The organism is Streptomyces sp. JLBG701 (genome assembly GCF_058544905.1).
This window is the reverse complement of the sequence record NZ_CM178588.1, coordinates 591,717-610,525: the sequence shown is the minus strand read 5'-3', so window position 1 is coordinate 610,525 and position 18,809 is coordinate 591,717. Positions and strand designations below refer to the sequence as shown.

The following is an 18,809-nucleotide window of genomic DNA, read 5'->3' as shown; positions in this document are numbered from 1 at the left end:
CTCCTATCGTGGCGTGACGATCCGAGGGTCAGGGCAGGACTGAGGCGAGTGGGGCGTTCCAGGCGGCCAGCGGTACGAGCGTCTCGCCGTCGGAGACGGATCCGTGCTCCCAGGCCACGGTGGGGTCGGGCACGGGGAAGGCGGGGGAGGTGGCCAGGGCCACCACCGCGCCGACGCGGTCGCGGACGACGGGGGTCGCGGACAGCAGCCCGCGCTCGTGCAGGTCGTCCGGCGTCAGTACGAGCGCGTGCTCGCCAAGCGCGTCACGCAGTCGGTCCGCGACGGCCTCCTCGCGCCCGGGCAGCGGGTACAGCCAGCGGACCCGGCCGGCACCGCCGGCGGGCATCCGGCAGTACGCGGGAGCGTCGATCCGCGCCCACGCCTCGGCGAGGTCGGCCCGTGGAGTGACCGGCACTTGACCGTGATCGGCATGCGCTACGACACTCCAGCCGGCGTCGGCCCAGCGGCTCGCGGCCGTGTCCAGCAGCCGTAACGCCTCGTGCAGCCGGTCGTCGTAACCGGCTTGGTGGATGTGGTCGTCGAGGTTCACATACGCCCACACCAGGGGCGGGGCGTCGAAGGAGTCCGCGAGCACGGCCTCGACCTCCCGCACGGTGCGCTCCACGACATCGACGGGATCGATGGTGAGCTCGGTGGAGGTGGTCGGTGAGGGCATGACGCGGGCGCCGTGCAGCAGGGCGCTCACCCACTCGCCGGTCAGCCGCTCCAGTTCGGCGCCGAGCGCCAGCGCGGGGTGGCCCGAGGTGACCGCCCGGTCGAAGAGGGTCGGTGCGCCGTGCAGAAGCGCGTTCTTGGGCGGCGGGTAGGTGCCGAAGCCGTACGTGTCGCCGGTGACGAGATGGGTGACGCAGTCGGCGCCGGGTGCGCGATAGACCATGCCAACGGCTCCGTGCTCGGAGGGATCGGTGCCGGTGACGGCGGTCAGCCAGGCGGTCGTCGACGTGCTCGGGAAGGTGGAGCGCAACAGGCTGGTGCTTGCGTGGGTGAAGGCGGACGCGGCCACTTCGCACGACAGGCCGTCGACCGCCAGGACACACAGCCCCCGGGACGCGGCATTCAGACACCGTTCGACGACTTCAGGCACCACGCGGAGGTCGGCGGACGCTGTCGCCCGTCCGCCGACACGCGCCGCTGCGCTCAGTAGTTCGGTACGCAATCGGTGCAGGTGGTGCGGAACTTGACGATGTGCGCGGCCTGCCGGTCCTCGATCATGCGCTCGACCAGGCGGGGCAGCAGCATGACCGGCGCCGGGGTCGACGTGAACGTGGCCTCGGTCGTGGTTTCCGTGGTGGAGAGTGGAGCTGTTTGCATGGATCCTCCTGCCGGGAACGGTGCCAGAGAAACGCGCCAAACAACTTGCAATTTTTGCGTGAACAGGTCAACACAGGCCGAGTTGGTGTGTCAACACCGTGCGGTCCGGCAACCTGACCCCAACTTCCCTTTTATTTCAGGTAGTTGACGGACCGACAAATTCCGTCGACCGCTCAGTCGGTGAGGACCCGGGTTGCCGTGGGATGGGTGAGGCGCTTTCCGGGCGGCGGGCCGATCAGGGGCCGTCCCTCGGAGGGGAGGCCTTCCACCAGTTCCGCCGCGATCACGATGCGGTCCCACAGCGGAAGGCCGTCCTCTTCCGAGGCCAGCTCGGCCACCCGGGCCAGCAGTCCGCCGGAGTCGGACGGGCGCCGGGGGAGTGGAGACGACGCGGGCCGGGTCAACGGGTGGGCCGGGTGAGCGGCGTACAACTCGCGTGCCACGGTGGCCGGTTCGGCGGCACGCTGCGGTGATGCCTTCGCCGCCAGCATGGTGAGCGCCTCCTCCCGGCGTCCGGGCAGCAGGACGCCCAACTCCCGGATCAGGTCGGCGGGATCATCGGGCGCGTGCACGAAGTTGAGGCACATCAGCGTGCAGCCGAGCGTCGCGCGCAGCGAATCGACGTCCACCGAGAGGTTCTTGGAGGACCCCTTCAGTTCGGCGAGCCGTTCCGAGGCGGTTGTCCCCGTGCGCTCCGGACCCCTGGTGTCGCGGAGCGCTACGAAGAGACAGGGCGGCCCGGATTCGAGGACCATGTCCACGGCCCGGATCACCGCCAGCGGCGCGGCGTTGATCTGATAGCGCCACAGCTCCCGGGCGACCCGGGCGTCCACGTCGACCGTCAGGGCGCCGAGCGGCTCGAACCCGTGGTCCGCCAGGAAGGCGAGCGCCGGCTCGACACGCCGTCCCACGATCGCGTCCGGCTTGAACATGACGAAGGTGGAACACAGCAGTGTCCGATCCGTCTCCCGCGCATCCCGCCGGTCCAGCGATTCCGCCATTTCGCGGAAGTAGACATCGTCGGGATACGTGCGGCGCCGTACCGGATCGTGGGTTCGAGGGGCCCGTAACCACTCGTGGACAGTCATGCTCCTCCGGCATTCCGCGCGTCCGCCCGGCCCCCGTGATCGCCGCGTCCATCACGCCAAGTCGGCTGTATGCAAAAGAAGTTGTGTCGTTGTCATGAACCATGCGAGGCAATACGCTGAGGCTACTTTCCACGGCCGAACACATCAAGGAGGGTCCTATGAGCGTCGCCTTCAAGAAGGTTACGGTCCGCCCGAAGCCGGGCAAGTAGTCGCGGACACGGATGCGATCAGGATCCGGATCCGGACCGCTCCGCTCTCCGGGGGTCCTGATCGCGTTCACCCTCGTCCACCGGGGCGGAGCCGGCGTTGACTGACGCGGCGACCGGGACGGCGACCGAGGCCGAGGTGTCCATCGCCGCGGTGCGCGCCCTGCTCGGGGCCGAGCCCGCGACACCCCGGGAAGCCGTCCTTCGTACGGCCCGCGGCGCCCGCCACAAGCTCGCCGCGACCCTACTGAGCCTGTGGGCCGAGGCCGGCGAGCACCTCACCGACGCGGAGGCCGATGAGCTGCGCCTGCACCGGGAGCGCATCGAGTACTACCAGCAACTGTGGCATCGGTTACGGGAGTTGGCCCCCGACGTATTCCTCCTCAAAGGCATGACGGTCGCCGCCCTCTACCCGCCGGCGGTCCTCCGCGCGGCCGGCGACATCGACGTCATCTGCCCCGGCCACCCCGACCTGTGGGCCTGCGCCAGCCATCTCGCCGCGAACGGCTGGGAGTTGGCGGCCTTCACCCTCGGCCCCGCCCGGCCCGGCGACAACGTGCCGTATCACCTGGGCGCCGAGTTCCGCAGCCCGGCCCCCGATCCCTCCCTGGACCCGTACGCCGTCGGACTGTCCACCGCGGAGATCGTGACCGACATCCACGCACCGGCCTGGCAACTGACCCGCCCGACACACTCCCCGCTGGCCGCCTCCGCGGTCGCGCTGGTGGCGGAACGCTGGGAACGCCCCTTCCGCTCCCGTGACCTCCTCGACCTGGCCCTGCTGCTGCGCCACCTCGACGAGAGCGGCGTACGGCAGTTGCGCGCCGACCTCGCCAGGACCGGACTGTGGCCCGAGTGGCGGGAGGCGATGCTCGGGATCCGCCGGCTCGGATGGCGGCCCGCGGTAGTGCTGCCCCGCACCCGGGAAGCGGCCACCCGTATCCGTCTGCTGCGAGCCGCACGCACTGCGATGCGCTGGATCAGCCCCGTTCGAGGGCCCGCCTTCCTCGCCCAGTCCGGGATCGAGGGCGAGGGGGGCCGGCTCGCCGAGCTCGCCTCCGACCTCGTCCACCGCCGGACCGGTGCCCGGCGGCTGCTCGACGTGGGCCTGCCGCTGTTCGGCGTACCCCTGGACGACGAGCCGGCCGACCGGCTGCGGCTCGACGACGTCGGCCGCCATCTGGTCGCCCGCACTCCGATGGGCTCCTTCCTGCTGGTGTCCGGCGCCGCCCGGCAGGAGTGGCTCGACGAGGCGGCCCGCGGCACCCCGACGACCGCGGCGACCGCGGAGACCGAAGGGTGAGGACACTGCCCGCCGAGCGGGCGACAGCGTGCCGGTCGACGTGGGAAACGGGAGCCTGATGAGCGACAGCAGTGGCGGCAGCGGCGGCGTCCGTACGGGACGGGGCGAACTCGCCGTCGAGACACACCGGTTGCGGCGGGAGTACCGCGTGCGGCGTGGCCCTGCGGTCACCGCGCTGGACGACGTCTCGATCGAGGTGGAGCAGGGCGAGGTGCACGGGCTGCTCGGCCCGAACGGGGCCGGCAAGAGCACCCTGATGAAGATCCTCTCCACGGTGTTGCTGCCGACCTCGGGCAGCGGGCGGGTGCTCGGCTATGACCTCGCCACCGAACACCGGCGGATCCGCCCCCTGCTCGGCATCGTCTTCGGCGGTGAGCGCGGCCTCTATCCAAGGCTGACGGCACGTCAGAACCTGCGCTACTGGGCCGCGTTGTACGGCATGCCAGTCAGGGACGGCAGCGCCCGCACTGACGCGCTGCTCGACGAACTCGGCCTTGCCGAACGCGCCGACGACCGGGTGGAGACCTTCTCCGTGGGCATGCGGCAGCGCCTGCACCTCGCCCGCGGCATCATCGGCGACCCTCGCGTCCTGCTCCTCGACGAGCCGACCAACGGCCTGGACCCCCTTGCCGCACGCCAGTTGCGGGAACTGATCCTGCGCCTGGCCGGCGAGGGCCGCACCATCCTTCTCGCCACCCACGACCTCGCCGAGGCCGAGATCCTCTGCGACCGCGTCACGATGATCAACCACGGCAGGGTGGTCGCCGCCGAGGCACCCAAGACCCTGGCCCGGCTGGTCTCGCGACAGGAACGCGTCCGCATCCGCGCCGACGAGCCCCTCCTGGACCGGGTGCGCACACTCGCCGGTGTCCTGGGCGTCGAACCGGCCGACGACGGAACGACGTTCGTGTCCGTCGACAGCAAGGAGGCCGTGGGCCGCGTCCTGGCCTTCGTCGTCGAACACGGCGTCACCGAGATCCGCACCGAACTGCCCGGCCTCGAAGAGGTCTACCTCCAGCTCGTCCACCGCAACGAGACACGCAGCGTGGTGAACCGGTGAGCCTGCTCCTGGCGGCCGGCCGCTTCCAGGGCCGACTGGTGCTCACCCACCGCGACTACCTCATCGACCTGGTACGCACCCCGCTGCTCGCCGCCGTCTTCCTGCTCCTGATCCGGCACAACGACCGGCCCGACCTCCTCGCCTACGGACTCCTCGCCCCCGTACTGATGGGTGTGTGGAGCATGGCGATGCTGATCTCCGGAGAGGTCGTCGACAACGACCGCTGGCTCGGCACACTGGAGCTGCAGATCGCCGCGCCGGTCGACTTCGCCCGCGTGGTCCTCAGCCGCGTCTGGGTGACCACCGCGATCAGTCTGCTGACGGTGGTGGAGGTCGCCGCCGTCGCGATCCTCGGCTTCGGCACGGTCCCCGACGTGCCACACCCGTTCGTCTTCGCCGTGGGCCTGCTCGCCACCGCGATCGCCACCGCGGGCGCCGCCACCCTGATGGCCGCCCTGTTCGTCGCGACCCGGACCGCCCGCACCTTCCAGAACTCGCTCAGCTATCCCGTCCTGCTGCTCGGCGGAGTCTTCACCCCCCTCGACCGCCTCCCGGACTGGACCCACCCGATCGGCAGGCTCATCTACCTCTCCTGGAGCTCCGACCTGCTGCGCGACGCGCTCACCCCGGCCCCGGTCGGCTCGGTCCTCGGGCGGACGGCCGCGATCCTCGGCCTCGGCCTGTTCACGGGGCTCGGCGGCCGGCTGCTGCTCGGCAGGGTCGTACGACTCGTACGGGAGAACGGGACGGTGGGACTGCGATGAGCCACCCCACGACCCAGTCGCACTCGGCCCGCCGGATCCAGGTGATGGGCTGGGCGGCGCGCGCCGGGGCCGCCGACTACGGCACGGTCTTCACCTGGAAGACCTGGCTGCTCGGCTGGTTCGTGCGCATGCTCGCCCAAGTGCTGTTCTTCACCACCATCGGCAACCTGCTCGGCCCCGGCCAGGCCCGCTATCTGCTCATCGGCAACGCGGTCGCACTCGTCGCGCTGCACGGCGTCTTCGCGACCGCGTCCACCACCTGGGAAATCCAGAACGGCACCCTGCCCCTGCTCGTCGCCTCGCCCAGCAGTCCCGCTCTGGTCCTGGTGGGGCGGAGCCTGTTCTGGCTGCCGGACGGGGTTGCCTGCGGTCTCGGCGCCGTCCTCATCCTCAGCCCGGTGGCCGACCTGCACCTGACCGTGGCCAAAGTGGCGCTGCTGGCCGCACTGCTGGTGCTCGTCGCTATGACGAGCTACTGCCTCGGCCTCTTCCTGGGCTCCCTGGTCCTGACCGCCCCCGACCTGCGCAACGTGGTGTCGAACGCCGCTTTCACGGTGATGCTGATCATCTGCGGACCCGAGGTACCGGCGAGCGCCGTCGGCCCCGTCCTGGCCGGAATCGGCGAGGTGTTGCCGCTCACTCACGGACTCCTGGCGATCCGCGAGGTACTGGCGGGCGACGCGGGCACACACACGGCCGTCCTCGCCGGATGGGAAACGCTGATCGGTGCGTGCTGGCTGGCCGCGGCCCTCGCCGTACTCGCCCTGCAGGCCCGCAGAAGCAGACGCGACGGGGCGGAACTCTTCCTGACATGACCGCGAGAGACCGGCGGGACGGCTACCCCTGACGGTCGCCTTCGAGCGTCAACTCCACCGTGTGATGCCCGGTTCCATCAGCCGCTACGACGGGTTCGGCGCGGCGCCCGTCGACAGCGCACGCCGTCACCCTGCTGCCTGCGCCGGTCAGGCTGATGTCGAGCGTCATGGCCCGGTAGCGCAGCCCCCGCAGGCTCACCGGCCCCCACTCCGCGGGCAGGCACGGCCGCAGCCGCAGGCCGTCCTCGGCGAAGGACAGGCCGAACAAGCCGTCATGGACCAGCCGCAGATACGCCGTCGCCGACCAGGTCTGGTCGGGCTGGGAGACGAAGTGCTCCGGCCCGCCGCTGCCGCCGGTCTGCCAGCCGCCGTCGACGGCTCCGGTCACGGAGTCGTACAGCTCGTAGAAACCGTAACCGCTGCCGGTGACGAGGCCCGCCAGGAGATCGACGGCGCGGCCGAACTGCCCGGTCCGGCCCGCCCCGGCGGCGGCCAGGCCGTACAAGCCGTGCACCATCGGCCAGACCATGACGTTGTGACGGCCCGGCCTGTCGTCGTCGAAGCGGGGGAAGTGCGGCCACACGTTGACGATGCCGTGCGGCTGCCAGTGGGCGCGGTCCAGGACCAGACGGGCCTGCCGCTCGTCCGCGACACCGAGAAGGAGAGCGAGTGCCAGACCGGCGCCCTCCTGCGAGGGGTCGAGCCGGCCGTCGCCGTGCAGGAGATACCCGTAGGTGCCCGCCTCCGCACGCCACAGATGCCGGTCGACCGCCGCCCGCAGCCGCGCGGCCTCCCCGCGCAGAGCCGCGGCCCGCCCCGGCTCTCCCAGGGCGTCCGCCATGGCTGCCAGCGCCAACTGGGCGCCGTAATAGAGACAGTTCGTCGACAGGCACATCAACTCGCCGGTGCCCGGGTGGTCGAGGACGAAGGACGAGCGGACGCCCTCCGCCTCGGGCGGCCTCGGGTAGCCGGAGATGCCGTCGTTCATGAACCCGGGCCCCCGGAACAGTCCGTACGAGGCGTTGAAGTCGCGGGACGTGCGCGCGGCGAGGGTGTGGGCGGCGGTCTCGTACGCCTTGGCCAGGAACTCCCGGTCGCCGGTCACCAGGTAGTGGTGCCAGGCGGCCGGCACCCACACGATCTGGTCCCACCACTGGTTGTCCTGCTGCACGACGAGCCCGTCAGGACCGGGCTCCACCACCGACCACAGGGTGTTGCGGCCGACGGCCGGCGCCAGCAGGCTCGCCCCGCTCCACGCGTTGACGGCCGCGTCCCGCGTCCACCGCTGTGGCGCGGGATAACCGCCACCGGCCCGTACGAGCGTGCCGGGCGGGTAGGCGAGCAGCCCCGCCTTGTCGTACACCGCCCGGTCGGCGGCGATGGTGTGAGAGTCGGCCAGGTCCCGCAGCGCGATCGCGTACAGGCCACCGATACGTTCCTGCACGGCGGGTGTGGTGAAGGCGAGTGATGGCATGCTGTACCCGTTCCCGGGCGCAGCCGCCCACGCACGTGCCGGGGGGACGCCGAAGCCGGCCGCTCCCAGCGCGGCCAGAAGGCCGCGCCGTGAAATCCGCCCGCCGCCGGTGTACTCGTCGACTGCCACGTTCCGTCCTCCCGGACCCCCGGAGCCGGTGTGACTCCGGGAGCCTGGAGAACGAGCGGGCAGCCGATCGGTGGCGGAATCAGGCGCCCGGGTCGAACGCGATTCCGGACGGCTTGGCCGACGACAGGTGCGAGTTGAAGCTGGCGTCCTTGAGGCCGAAGTTGGCGCTGCCGAAGTCGTAGGCGCTCAACTTGTCACGCAGGCCCGCCGGGTAGCCGTTCCAGCCGACCAGCGGCGGGTACTGCCAGGTGCCCTTGTGGTTCTCCGGCGGCTCGTCGTTCGTGTTCGCCAGGCGGAAGCAGTGCGTGCTGATGCCGTCCTTGTGGTAGACGATCTTCGCGTGCGTGCCGTCGAAGCGGACCGTGGACGCCGCGTGCACGGTGAACGATCCGTGGTTGGACGTCGAGACGTACTGGATCGTGTTGTTCTGCACCCACACCACGACGCTCTCCCAGTCGTGGCGGTGGCCGCCGATGCTGCTGCCCGCCACGGCCTGGTCCTTCTCGAAGTACAGCGTGTACATGTACGCGCACCAGCCGTTGTTGCACTTGTAGCGCGAGTACCCGTTGGTGTTGTCGAGATCGGAGGCATCCCGGCATGAACCGTTGAGCGCGCCGGTCGGGTTGAGGCCGCCGTTGACGGTCCCGTCCGGACCGATGGCCGGCGTGGAGTAGCAGCCGTCCGTGTCGTAGTCGTAGGCCGGCTGGTACGTCTGCTCCGCCGCCTCGGCGTTGGCGGGCAGCGCGGCCGGCGGGGCGGCGAAGGCGGTGGTGGGGAAGGCGACGACGAGGGTCACGGCGCCGGCCAGGCCGGTGAGCCATCTCTTCCGTGATATTCCGGACGTCTTGGAAGACACTGCGTACTCCTCTTGAGGCGCAGCCCAACGGCTGTGGGGGGCAAGGGAGTTCAGCTTCCCGGGTTTTCACTTCCGGGCCAAGAGGTCACGGGAGACCCAGTGGTGAAGATCGGCCCAATAGTTGGCTACCGCGGCAGGCGCAGCCCCGCGATGAGGAGTTCGACCAGCCGGCGTGCGTCGTAGCGGGGGTCGCTGTCCGCGCCGATGCAGAGATTGCCGACGCCGCGCATGAGTGCGTAGGCGTCCAGGTCTGAGCGGATCTCGTCGGCGGCGACCGCGGCTTCGAGCAACTGGCTGCACACGGGTACGAGCCGGTCGAGGAAGTAGGCGTGCAGCGTGTCGAAGCCGGCGTCGTCGGAGTGCAGTACGGCGGCCAGGCCGTGCTTGGTGACCAGGAAGTCGACGAAGAGGTCGATCCATTGCCCCAGTGCGGCGTGCGGGGTCGCGCCGCTCGCCAGCAGGGCCGGACCCGCCTCGGCGCAGGCCTCCACCTGGTGCCGGTAGACGGCGATGATGAGATCCGCCCGCGTCGGGAAGTGGCGGTAGATCGTGCCCATCCCGACCCCGGCCCTGGCCGCGATGTCGCGTACCGGCGCCTCCACGCCCGAGGTGACGAAGACCTCGGCGGCCGCGTCCAGCAGGGTCTCCTCGTTGCGCCGGGCGTCCGCCCGCTTGGGCCGGGCCGGCTGCCCCGTGCCCTCGTCGCCGTCGTTCACCGAGCAGTCCTCTCCGCTACCGCGCTTGATAAACGGAACATTGTTCCGTATGTTTCTGGAACAGGGTTCCGGTTGCTCGATGATGTCAGAGCGGGGGCCGGCGACCAAGTCACGCATGCCACCACGCTTCGTCCGCCACGGAGGAGACACCTTCATGCAGTACCGCACCTTGGGCCGCACCGGTGTGCAGGTCAGTTCTCTCGCGCTCGGCGCCATGAACTTCGGGAAGATCGGGAACACCACCCAGGACGAGGCCACCGCCATCGTCGACGCCGCCCTCGATGCCGGGATCAACCTCATCGACACGGCCGACATGTACAGCGACGGCCAGTCGGAGGAGATGGTCGGCAAGGCCATCGCCGGCCGGCGCGACGACATCGTGCTGGCAACGAAGGCCAACATGCCCATGGGCAACGAGCCCAACCACCAGGGCAGTTCGCGCCGCTGGCTGGTCACCGAGCTGGACAACAGCCTGCGCCGCCTCGGAGTCGACCACGTCGATCTCTACCAGATCCACCGGTGGGACCCGAACACCAGCGACGAGGAGACCCTGTCGGCCCTGACCGATCTGCAACGCGCGGGAAAGATCCGCTACTTCGGTTCCTCGACCTTCCCTGCGTACCGCATCGTGCAGGCCCAGTGGGCCGCCCGCGAGCATCGTTTGAGCCGTTACGTCACCGAACAGCCCAGCTACTCCATCCTGCAGCGCGGGATCGAGGCCCATGTCCTGCCCGTGACCGAGGAGTACGGGCTCGGCGTGCTGGTGTGGAGCCCGCTGTCCTCGGGCTGGCTGTCGGGCGCGATACGCGAGGGCCGGTCCATCACCACCAGCCGCTCGGCGTTCATGCCGCAACGCTTCGACCTCACCCTCCCGTCCAACCGGGCCAGGCTCGACGCCGTCGAGCGGCTGGCCAAGGTCGCCGACGAGGCCGGCCTCACACTGATCCAGCTCGCGCTCGGATTCGTGACCGCCCACCCCGCCGTGACCAGCGCGATCATCGGCCCCCGCACACTGGACCACCTGCGTTCGCAGCTCGCCGCCGCGGACACCGTGCTCTCCGCAGACGTACTCGACGCGATCGACGAGATCGTCGCCCCCGGTACCGACCTCGCCGCACACGAGAAGTTCGACACCCCGCCCGCGCTGCTCGACCCCTCGCTGCGGCGCCGCTGATCACTCATGCCTGAGCGGCGGCGCCTGCACCAGCCCCGACTGGTAGGCGATGACGACGAGTTGGGCGCGGTCACGGGCGCCCAGCTTCGTCATCGCGCGATGGACGTGGGTGCGCACGGTCAGTGGGCTGACGAAGAGTTTCTCCGCGATCTCGTCGTTGGAATGGCCCTCGGCGACCCAGGTCATCACCTCCCGTTCGCGGGCGGTGAGCGCGGCGAGGTCGTCGTCGGCGGCCAGCCGGGCGCTCTCGGCGGGGGCGGCGAGGAACCGGGTGATGAGCACCCGGGTGGCGTTGGCGGAGAGGAGGGACTCGCCCGAGGCCACGGTTCGGATGCCGTCGAGCAGCGCGTCGGCCGTGACGTCCTTGCCCAGGAAGCCGCTGGCTCCGGCGCGCAGGGCCTGGGCGACATACTCGTCGATCTCGAACGTGGTCAGGATCAGCACCCGGGTGTCGGACAGGACCGGGTCCGAGCAGACGACGGTCGTCGCGGTGAGGCCGTCGGTTCCGGGCATGCGGATGTCCATCAGGACGACGTCGGGCCGGTGGATGCGGGTGAGGTCGACCGCCTCGGCACCGTCGGTGGCCTCGGCGACCACCTCCATGTCGTCGCAGGAGTCGATCAGGATCCGGAAGGTGGCCCGGAGCAGGGCCTGGTCGTCGGCGAGCAGTACGCGGATGGTCATGAGTTCTGTACTTCCGGTTCCGGGGCGGTGGTGGACAGGGGGAGCTGGGTGGTGACCTCGAAGCCGCCCTCGACGAGGTGACCGGCCTGCAGCGCGCCGCCGACGGACCGGGCACGCTCGCCCATGCCGATCAGCCCGAAGCCGCGCCCCGGAGCGGGAGCCGCGGGGGCGGTGGAAGTGCCGTCGTCGGTGACGGTGATCGTCAGCCGGAACTCGGAGTAGCGCAGCCGTACGTACGCGGCCTTGGCGCCCGCGTGCTTGGTGACGTTGGTGAGCGCCTCCTGCACGATGCGGAACGCCGTCAGATCCACGCCCGGCGACAGCGGCTGGGGGGCGCCCTCGACGATGACGTCAACGGTGAGGCCGGCGGAGCCGAACGCGTCGGTCAGCTCCGAGAGTTGCCCGAGCCCCGGGCTCGGGGCCAGCGGCGCGGCGGGGTCGTCGGTCTGGCGCAGCAGGCCGACGGTGGCCTTCATCTCGCGCAGCGCCGACGACGTCGTACCGGCCAGGTCCTTGAGGATCTTCTGCACCTGGTCGGGATGTGTACGGGCCAGGTGTGCCGCCGTGCCCGCCTGGGCGTTGGCCAGGGCCAGATGGTGGGCGACGACGTCGTGCAGTTCCCGGGCGATGCGCATCCGCTCCTCGGCGACCCGGTGCCGCGCCTCCTCCTCGCGCCCCCGCTCGGCATACTCGGCGCGGGCCTGCACGGCCTCGAAATAGGCGCCCCGGATCCGGGTCGCGGAGCCTGCGGCCACCGGCCCCATCAGCCAGGCCGCGGGACCGAGCGTCTTCAGCGGCCAGGGATGGTCGGCGGGGTCCGCGGCCACGGCCGTGGCCACCAGCAGCGCGAGCGAGCCGAGGAAGTAGACGCGGGTCGTCTGCCGGTCGGTCTGGACGGCCAGCCGGTAGAGCGCGTACATGAGCTGCCCCAGCAGCAGGGGAGTGAGGATGTGGCCAAGCGCGCTGCCGCCGGCCGAGCACACGGTCGTGACGGCGACGACGGTACGGGGATGGGTGCGCTGCCAGAACAGGGCCGCGGACGCGATGGCCGCGAGGGTGATCGTGGGCCCCACCGCGGCCGGCTGATGGTCGCCGGGTATGCGGATCTCACTGCCGAAGAGGAACGCGGCGAACAGCAGCGCGGCCGTCATGGTGTCGACGGTGCGCGCGTGATCCTCCGTGTACCGCTCCCAGTAGGTGGTCATCGGGGTCTCCGGTCGGGAAGTGGCCATGGAACGGAGGTCTCCCCATCCGGTCTCGGGTGTCTCCCCAGACTTCCGGTACCGGGCCCTCCCGTCGTCGTGCGTCTGCCGACAATCGCCCGTACTGAGAACGCAGTACGGGCCGCCGCGTCCGTCATCCACGAGACCGACGTGCCGCCCCGCGGTCAGGCGTTGTTGAGGTACGCCAGTACGGCCAGGACCCGGCGGTGCCCGCTGTCGCTCGGTGGCAGCCCGAGCTTCAGGAACACGTTGCCGATGTGCTTGCTGACCGCGCGTTCCGTCACCACGAGCGTCTTGGCGATGGTCGTGTTGTCGTGGCCCTCGGCCATCAGCTTGAGCACCTCGCGCTCGCGCGGGGTCAGCGAGTCCAGGGGCGAGTCCCGGCGCCGGGTCATCAGCTCGGTGACGACCTCGGGGTCCAGGGCCGTGCCGCCGCCCGCCACCCGGTCAAGGGCGTCGAGGAACTCGTCGACCCGGCCGATCCGGTCCTTGAGCAGGTAACCGACCCCGCTCGCACCGCCGCCCAGCAGCTCGGCGGCGTAGGACTCCTCGACGTACTGGGACAGCACCAGCACCGGCAGTCCCGGGATCTGCTCCCGGGCCGCGCGGGCGGCACGCAGGCCCTCGTCGCGGAAGCCGGGCGGCATCCGCACGTCCAGCACGGCGGCGTCCGGGCGGTGTTCGAGGAGCGCGGGGAGGATCTCGGGCCCGGTGGAGGCGACGGCCACCACCTCGTGGCCGGAGGAGGTCAGCAGCAGGACGAGTCCCTGGCGCAGCAGGGCGTTGTCCTCGGCGATCACGACGCGCACGACACCACCCACCCGGTCATGGTCACACTCACCACATGCACGGCAGCTCCACTTCGATCACGGTCGGGCCCCCGACGGGGCTGGTCACAAGAATGGTTCCGTCCAGGGCGGCGACCCGGCGCTGCATGCCGAGCAGCCCCGACCCGCCGGTCTCGTCGGCGCCGCCGCGCCCCTCGTCGCGCACCAGGACCCGCAACCCGTGCCTGGTACGGGCGAGTCGGACCTCGGCGCGCTCGGACCCGCTGTACTTGGCGGCGTTGGTCAGCGACTCGGCGATGACGAAGTAGGCGGCCGTCTCCACCGCGGCCGGGGCCCGGGGACCGCGCTCCAGCTCGTCCAGGTCGACGGTCACCTGCAGCCCGCTGCTCGCGGCGAGCGCCCGCACCGCTCCGACGAGCCCGCGGTCGGTGAGGATCGGCGGATGGATCCCGCGGACGACGTGCCGTAGCTCGGCGAGGGCCTCCTCGGCCTGGTCCTGCGCGTCGTCGAGCAGTGCGCGCGCGGCGTCCGGGTCACGGTCGTAGGCACGCTTGGCGAGCCCGATCCGCATGGACAGGGAGACCAGGCGGGCCTGCGCGCCGTCGTGCAGGTCCCGTTCGATGCGGCGCAGTTCGGCGCCGTGTGCGGCGATCGCGTCGGCCCGGGTCTCCTTGAGTTCCTCGACCCGCTCGGCCAGCCGGGCCTTGGGGGAGGGTTTGAGCAGGGAGGTCGACCAGTCGGCCTCGACGTCGGCCAGTTTGACGATCAGCGGAAGCACGACCGCCTTCTGACGCAGCAGCCCGCACCACACGCCGTCCACGACCAGGCCCACCGGCCACAGCGGCACGACCAGCACGGTCATCCAGCAGTAGCCGTAGTAGGCGACCATCCAGCGGAAGTCCGTGAGCGATCCGGGATCGCGCACGGAGACGCGCAGCCGCTCGCGCAGCGTCCCGGTGATGGGCTGGTACACCTCGGGGATGGCCCGGCCCGTCCACGCGGCCGTCTGCTTGCGCTTGGCGCCCGCGATCCGCCGTATGAGCAGCACCGTCTCGGGCAGCAGCCAGCAGCCCGCCACCGCGAGCGTGCCGATCGCCGTGATCAGCAGCACGGTGATGAATATGTACGTCCCGAAGGCCATCGCGGCGGCCAGGACGAGGTGGACCGTGGCTCGGCCGGCCTGCCGCAGGGTGTTGCGCATGGAGATCAGGTTAGGCATGTCGACGCCCGTGTGGCGGGCGGCCTCCCGTTCGTTGCTGGTCGGTGTCGTCGCCGTGGCCCGCCGTCGATTCGAGTGGCGGCGGGCCACAGTGACCGGCCGCTGCTAGTCGAAGGTCACGACGACCTTCTCCGCCGCCCCCGGGGTCAGCGCGAGCTCGAAGGCCTGGTCGGCCTCGGCGAACGGGATGCGGTGGCTGATCAGCTTGGCGAACCGCTCGTGGTGCTCGACGAGTTCGGGGGTGACCTCGAAGATCTCGGTCGGGTAGCCCTGCGAGGCGATGAGGGTCAGCTCGCTGCGGAGCATACCGCCCAGGTCGATCTGGTCGGACTTCTTCTGTACGGCGACCATGACCAGCTTGGCGCCCCACTTGGCGGAGTCGACGGTGGTGTTGAACACGGCGGGCACACCGGCCGCGTCGATGTAGATGTCCGTGCCGGCGCGGGGCTGGCCCAGCGCGTTGGCGCCCTGGCCGTGCAGCTCGGTGAGCCGCTCCGTCACGTTCTCCTCCTTGGAGTTGATGACGGCGTCGGCGCCGACCGCGAGCGCGGTCTCCAGGCGCTCGGGGATGACGTCGGCGACGACGACGTGCTCGACACCGCGCAGCTTGAGCCAGATCGCCGCGCCCAGACCGATGGGACCGGCGCCGAAGATGACGACCTTGTCACCGGGCTTGGCCTCGGAACGGTTGACGCAGTGCCGGGCGACGGCCATCGGCTCGTTCAGGGAGGCCACGTCGAAGGGCACGGTGTCGGGGAAGACCGTCACGGTCTTGCCCACGACACAGTCGTCGAGCAGGAGGTACTCGCTCATGGCGCCGTGCGCGCCGCCGCAGCCGATGATGCCCGAGGAGACGCCCTGCGGGTTCACGACGACCCGGTCGCCGGCCTTCAGACCCTCGACCTCGGCGCCGACCTCGACGATCTCCCCGGCGGGCTCGTGGCCCAGCGGGATGGAACGCATGGAACCGTCGGCGCCGGGCATGCCGCCCATGTGCAGGAAGAACGTGTCGGTGCCGCAGATACCGCAAGCACGGATGCGCATGAGCGCGTCCTTGGGACCGGGAGTGGGACGCTCGATCTCCACGACGTCGATCTTGTTGTGCGCGGTGTGGACGGACTTCATCGTGGCCATCGGGAGGCTCTCTTTCTGGAGGCGCTGCGGAACTTGAAGTACTGCGGATAGGTGTGACAGTCCTCGCCCGAGCCGTAACGCCCAGGGGAGAACATGACCCGACCGGAGCCGGGAGCGGGCGGTACCCGTCAGACGGCGGACCAGCCGTTGTCGACGGGCAGGATGGCGCCGTTGATGTTGACGGCGGCCTCGGAGGCGAGGAAGACGATCGCGGACGCCTGTTCCTCGGGGTTGGCGACCTTGCCGGACAGCCCGATGTACGGGCCGATCAGATTCGGACCGTGGGCCCGGGCCTCGGTGTCGACGTGGATGTTGGTGGCGGTGGCACCGGCGGCGATGGCGTTGGCCCGGATCCCCTGGCCGCGGTACATCACCGCCAGGGACTTCACCAGACCGACGATGCCGTGCTTGGCGGCGGTGTAGGCGGCGCCGGCCGCGCTGCCGCGCAGGCTGGCCTCGGAGGCGGTGAAGACGATGGCGCCGCCGCCGGCGTCCAGCATGTGGGGGAGTGCGGCACGGGTCAGCAGGAAGGGCGAGGTCAGGTTGGTCCGGATGACGCGCTCCCACTCGGCGTCGTCGGTGTCGGCGAGCGCCGACATACGGTCCATGATCCCGGCGTTGTTCACGAGCACGTCCAATGTGCCGAAGGCGGCCAGGGCCGTGGCGACGACCTCGTCGACGACGGGCTGCTCGCTGAGATCGCCGATGACCGGAACGGCGGTGCCGCCCGAGTACTCGATCGTCTTGACCACTTGGCGGGCGGCGTCCTTGTCACGGTCGGCGACCAGCACCATCGCACCCTCCTCGGCGAACTCCAACGCCGCGGCCCGACCGATACCGGACCCCGCCCCGGTGACGACGACACTGCTTCCCTCAAGACCGGTGCTGTTCATGACGTGCTCCTTCTTTCGGGTGCGGGGGAGGGGGGCTGAGGAGGGGGGCTTGTCCTAAGTGCGCTGGCGCGCCCCGGCAGGGGCGCGGGGAACTGCGCGATCAGCCCCCACCGGCCCGCGCCGGACGAACTACATGGAGCGCTTGCCGGGAAGTGGGCGGTACAGGCAATCGAGCGGTGCGGGAACTGTTGTCCGCGGGCCCGACAGCCGGTCGGGGAGTGACCCGGCTGCCGGGCCCGGGACCCGCGCCGGTCCCCGTCCCCACGGGTGCGACGCGTCGGGGCCGCTTCCGCTCAAGAAGCCCCGGTCACCGGGAGCCCGCGGCGGTGAGTGCCGCAGGCGCTGGTTGGATCAGTTACGGCCCTTCTGGGCCACCGCGGTGTTGGTGTCTGGCATGGGGGTCTCCTGCGCTTCCGGGGAGGGGCCGTCCGGTTATGTCTGCGACGAGCAATCGCGTCTTGCTTGAGTTAGGCAAGCATATGTGGATTACTTGAGTCAAGCAATCGACAGGAATTGCTTGAGTTAGGCAATCAGAAGGGTAGGGTGGGTTCCATGTCACCGTCACCGCTGGCAGCCGTCCCCGTGTCACCGGAAGTCGTCGAGATCGAGCGGGCTCTCACGCACGTCACGTACCTGAGCACCCGGGCCCGGCAGCACGACCGACTCACGGCCATGGCCGGTGTGCCGCTCGACCGGGCCGCCGTGGCGCTGCTGCGTCAGATGTCGGACTCCGGACCGCTGCGCCCGGGGGAGTTGGCCAACCGGCTCGGCGTGGAGGCCTCCCATGTCACCCGCCAGGTACAGCAGTTGGAGAGGTCCGGCCATGTCACCCGGATCCCGGACCCCCAGGACCGGCGCGCCCGGCGCATAGGCCTCACCCCGCTCGGCGAGGAGGCCGTCGCCCGCATCCGTGACGCCGGGGCGCGCGGCATGCAGATGGTGCTCGCCGACTGGCCGCCGGAGGAACTGAGGCAACTCGCCCTGCTGTTCCACCGGATGGTCGACATGTTCGTGTCCCACGCCGCCGACGAGGTGCCGGGTCCCCAAGCGGACCCGGCGTCCACCGAGGCCTGAGGGTGCAGGGGGGCGGTGACGAGATCGGCCGGCCGCGGACGCAACGCGTCGCGCGCCAGGCGGCTGGATCGGCATCACCGCCACCACCCGAGCGCCAGAAATGAGTTCCGGACGAATGGGCTTACCCATGTACGGCAGCACCAGTGAGAAACCGGCTCTCGCGCGCGGAGCCGGGGAGAGTGTCCTGGTCGTCGTCGACGACCAGGAGGTCGCCGAACTGCTCTCGACCACGCTGGAACTGGCGGGTTATCGGATCGGCATGGCGGGCACCGGCTCCGAGGCTCTGCTGAGACTCGGCGAGCACCGGTTCGACCTGGTGGTCCTCGACGCGACCATGCCGGGCCTTGACCGCTTCGGCGGTGAGCGCCGGTCGACTCTCGCGTACCGGCCACCGGTCCTCTTCCTGACCGCGTACGACTCCCTGGGCGGAGTCCTGCCGGAACTCGGCCTGGGGGAGGGGGACTACGTCACCAAGCCCTTCCGTGTCGCCGAAGTCCTGGCCAGGATGCAGGTGTTGCTCCGCGGCAGGAGCGTCGCGCGGCCGGACACCGCACTGCGCTACCGCGACCTGGTCCTCGACGACGTCACCTGCGAGGCGCGGCGCGGATCCCGGGCGCTCGACCTCACGCCCGCGGAGTACCGGCTGCTGCGCCTCCTCCTGGTCAACGCGCACAAGGTGCTCTCCAAGGAACAGATCAGCCGCTACGTCTGGGGCGACTTCCGCGGTGACAACGCCATCGAGCAGCTCGTCTCCCGGCTGCGGCGCAAGCTGGACCGGGATTCTGCGGCGCTGATCCACACCCGCAGGGGCTTCGGCTACTGGCTCGGCCGGCTCGACACCGAGCCCTGAAGCGCCAACAGAGCAAACAAGCCGTGG

20 protein-coding genes are annotated in these 18,809 nt (G+C 70.6%); 8 read left to right on the top strand and 12 right to left on the bottom strand.

Features of this window, described 5'->3' with window-relative positions:
• Positions 1-28: 28 nt before the first annotated feature.
• From AC5DRG_RS02870 to AC5DRG_RS02860, 3 genes are all read right to left on the bottom strand, one after another.
• A complete protein-coding gene (locus AC5DRG_RS02870) occupies positions 29-1,105 on the bottom strand; it encodes an alkaline phosphatase family protein (protein WP_491807800.1) in 1,077 nt (358 codons plus the stop codon).
• Between the two features lie 53 nt (positions 1,106-1,158).
• Positions 1,159-1,332 carry a hypothetical protein gene (locus tag AC5DRG_RS02865; protein ID WP_491807799.1) on the bottom strand — a complete coding sequence of 58 codons (174 nt, stop codon included), beginning with the start codon at positions 1,330-1,332 and terminating at the stop codon, positions 1,159-1,161.
• Positions 1,333-1,505: 173 nt separating this feature from the next.
• Positions 1,506-2,420 carry a hypothetical protein gene (locus AC5DRG_RS02860; RefSeq protein WP_491807797.1) on the bottom strand — a complete coding sequence of 305 codons (915 nt, stop codon included), beginning with the start codon at positions 2,418-2,420 and terminating at the stop codon, positions 1,506-1,508.
• A gap of 306 nt (positions 2,421-2,726) precedes the next feature.
• On the opposite strand from AC5DRG_RS02860, the gene AC5DRG_RS02855 reads away from it, so the two are divergent.
• From AC5DRG_RS02855 to AC5DRG_RS02840, 4 genes are read left to right on the top strand one after another with little or no spacing between them, the layout of a single operon-like run.
• Positions 2,727-3,929 (top strand): nucleotidyltransferase family protein, encoded by a 1,203-nt coding sequence (locus tag AC5DRG_RS02855; RefSeq protein ID WP_491807795.1) that lies wholly within the window; start codon positions 2,727-2,729, stop codon positions 3,927-3,929.
• 58 nt (positions 3,930-3,987) lie between these two features.
• The gene (locus tag AC5DRG_RS02850) at positions 3,988-4,989 is read left to right on the top strand and encodes an ABC transporter ATP-binding protein (RefSeq protein ID WP_491807793.1); all 1,002 of its coding nucleotides are present in this window, start codon (positions 3,988-3,990) and stop codon (positions 4,987-4,989) included.
• Positions 4,986-5,753, top strand: coding sequence for an ABC transporter permease (locus AC5DRG_RS02845; protein ID WP_491807792.1), 768 nt, complete (start codon positions 4,986-4,988; stop codon positions 5,751-5,753). The genes AC5DRG_RS02850 and AC5DRG_RS02845 overlap by 4 nt, the downstream gene beginning before the upstream one ends.
• Entirely contained in the window at positions 5,750-6,568 is an 819-nt protein-coding gene (locus AC5DRG_RS02840; protein ID WP_491807790.1) for an ABC transporter permease, read from the top strand. The genes AC5DRG_RS02845 and AC5DRG_RS02840 overlap by 4 nt, the downstream gene beginning before the upstream one ends.
• Positions 6,569-6,590: 22 nt before the next feature.
• On the opposite strand, the gene AC5DRG_RS02835 is transcribed toward AC5DRG_RS02840, so the two are convergent.
• The 3 genes from AC5DRG_RS02835 to AC5DRG_RS02825 form a co-directional block, all read right to left on the bottom strand.
• Positions 6,591-8,171, bottom strand: a complete 1,581-nt coding sequence (locus AC5DRG_RS02835; protein ID WP_491807788.1) for an MGH1-like glycoside hydrolase domain-containing protein — start codon at positions 8,169-8,171, stop codon at positions 6,591-6,593.
• A gap of 79 nt (positions 8,172-8,250) precedes the next feature.
• Positions 8,251-9,027 (bottom strand): NPP1 family protein, encoded by a 777-nt coding sequence (locus AC5DRG_RS02830; protein ID WP_491807786.1) that lies wholly within the window; start codon positions 9,025-9,027, stop codon positions 8,251-8,253.
• Positions 9,028-9,152: 125 nt separating this feature from the next.
• Entirely contained in the window at positions 9,153-9,743 is a 591-nt protein-coding gene (locus AC5DRG_RS02825; protein ID WP_491807784.1) for a TetR/AcrR family transcriptional regulator, read from the bottom strand.
• A gap of 154 nt (positions 9,744-9,897) precedes the next feature.
• Here AC5DRG_RS02825 and AC5DRG_RS02820 point away from each other — a divergent pair, with 154 nt between their 5' ends.
• Positions 9,898-10,917 carry an aldo/keto reductase gene (locus tag AC5DRG_RS02820; RefSeq protein ID WP_491807782.1) on the top strand — a complete coding sequence of 340 codons (1,020 nt, stop codon included), beginning with the start codon at positions 9,898-9,900 and terminating at the stop codon, positions 10,915-10,917.
• Here the strand turns inward: AC5DRG_RS02820 and AC5DRG_RS02815 are convergent, their stop codons facing one another.
• From AC5DRG_RS02815 to AC5DRG_RS02800, 4 genes are all read right to left on the bottom strand, one after another.
• Complete coding sequence (locus AC5DRG_RS02815; protein ID WP_491807781.1) at positions 10,918-11,601, bottom strand: response regulator transcription factor; 684 nt, start codon at positions 11,599-11,601, stop codon at positions 10,918-10,920. It lies immediately after the preceding gene.
• Positions 11,598-12,833, bottom strand: a complete 1,236-nt coding sequence (locus AC5DRG_RS02810; protein WP_491807780.1) for a sensor histidine kinase — start codon at positions 12,831-12,833, stop codon at positions 11,598-11,600. Before AC5DRG_RS02810 ends, AC5DRG_RS02815 begins: the two co-directional genes overlap by 4 nt.
• A gap of 155 nt (positions 12,834-12,988) precedes the next feature.
• Positions 12,989-13,633, bottom strand: coding sequence for a response regulator (locus tag AC5DRG_RS02805; RefSeq protein WP_491812948.1), 645 nt, complete (start codon positions 13,631-13,633; stop codon positions 12,989-12,991).
• A gap of 28 nt (positions 13,634-13,661) precedes the next feature.
• Complete coding sequence (locus tag AC5DRG_RS02800) at positions 13,662-14,813, bottom strand: sensor histidine kinase (protein WP_491807778.1); 1,152 nt, start codon at positions 14,811-14,813, stop codon at positions 13,662-13,664.
• On the opposite strand from AC5DRG_RS02800, the gene AC5DRG_RS02795 reads away from it, so the two are divergent.
• Positions 14,812-14,940 (top strand): hypothetical protein, encoded by a 129-nt coding sequence (locus AC5DRG_RS02795; protein ID WP_491807777.1) that lies wholly within the window; start codon positions 14,812-14,814, stop codon positions 14,938-14,940. The two genes, AC5DRG_RS02800 and AC5DRG_RS02795, sit on opposite strands and share 2 nt — an antisense overlap.
• Here the strand turns inward: AC5DRG_RS02795 and AC5DRG_RS02790 are convergent.
• Together AC5DRG_RS02790 and AC5DRG_RS02785 are read right to left on the bottom strand one after the other, a co-directional pair.
• Positions 14,937-15,965: a zinc-dependent alcohol dehydrogenase gene (locus AC5DRG_RS02790; protein ID WP_491807775.1), complete on the bottom strand. Its 1,029-nt coding sequence runs from the start codon at positions 15,963-15,965 to the stop codon at positions 14,937-14,939. The genes AC5DRG_RS02795 and AC5DRG_RS02790 overlap by 4 nt on opposite strands.
• A 128-nt stretch (positions 15,966-16,093) precedes the next feature.
• Positions 16,094-16,858 carry an SDR family NAD(P)-dependent oxidoreductase gene (locus tag AC5DRG_RS02785; protein ID WP_491807773.1) on the bottom strand — a complete coding sequence of 255 codons (765 nt, stop codon included), beginning with the start codon at positions 16,856-16,858 and terminating at the stop codon, positions 16,094-16,096.
• 552 nt (positions 16,859-17,410) lie between these two features.
• On the opposite strand from AC5DRG_RS02785, the gene AC5DRG_RS02780 reads away from it, so the two are divergent.
• Positions 17,411-17,932: a MarR family winged helix-turn-helix transcriptional regulator gene (locus tag AC5DRG_RS02780; protein ID WP_491807771.1), complete on the top strand. Its 522-nt coding sequence runs from the start codon at positions 17,411-17,413 to the stop codon at positions 17,930-17,932.
• A gap of 127 nt (positions 17,933-18,059) precedes the next feature.
• Entirely contained in the window at positions 18,060-18,782 is a 723-nt protein-coding gene (locus AC5DRG_RS02775; RefSeq protein WP_491807769.1) for a response regulator transcription factor, read from the top strand.
• Positions 18,783-18,809 lie beyond the last annotated feature (27 nt).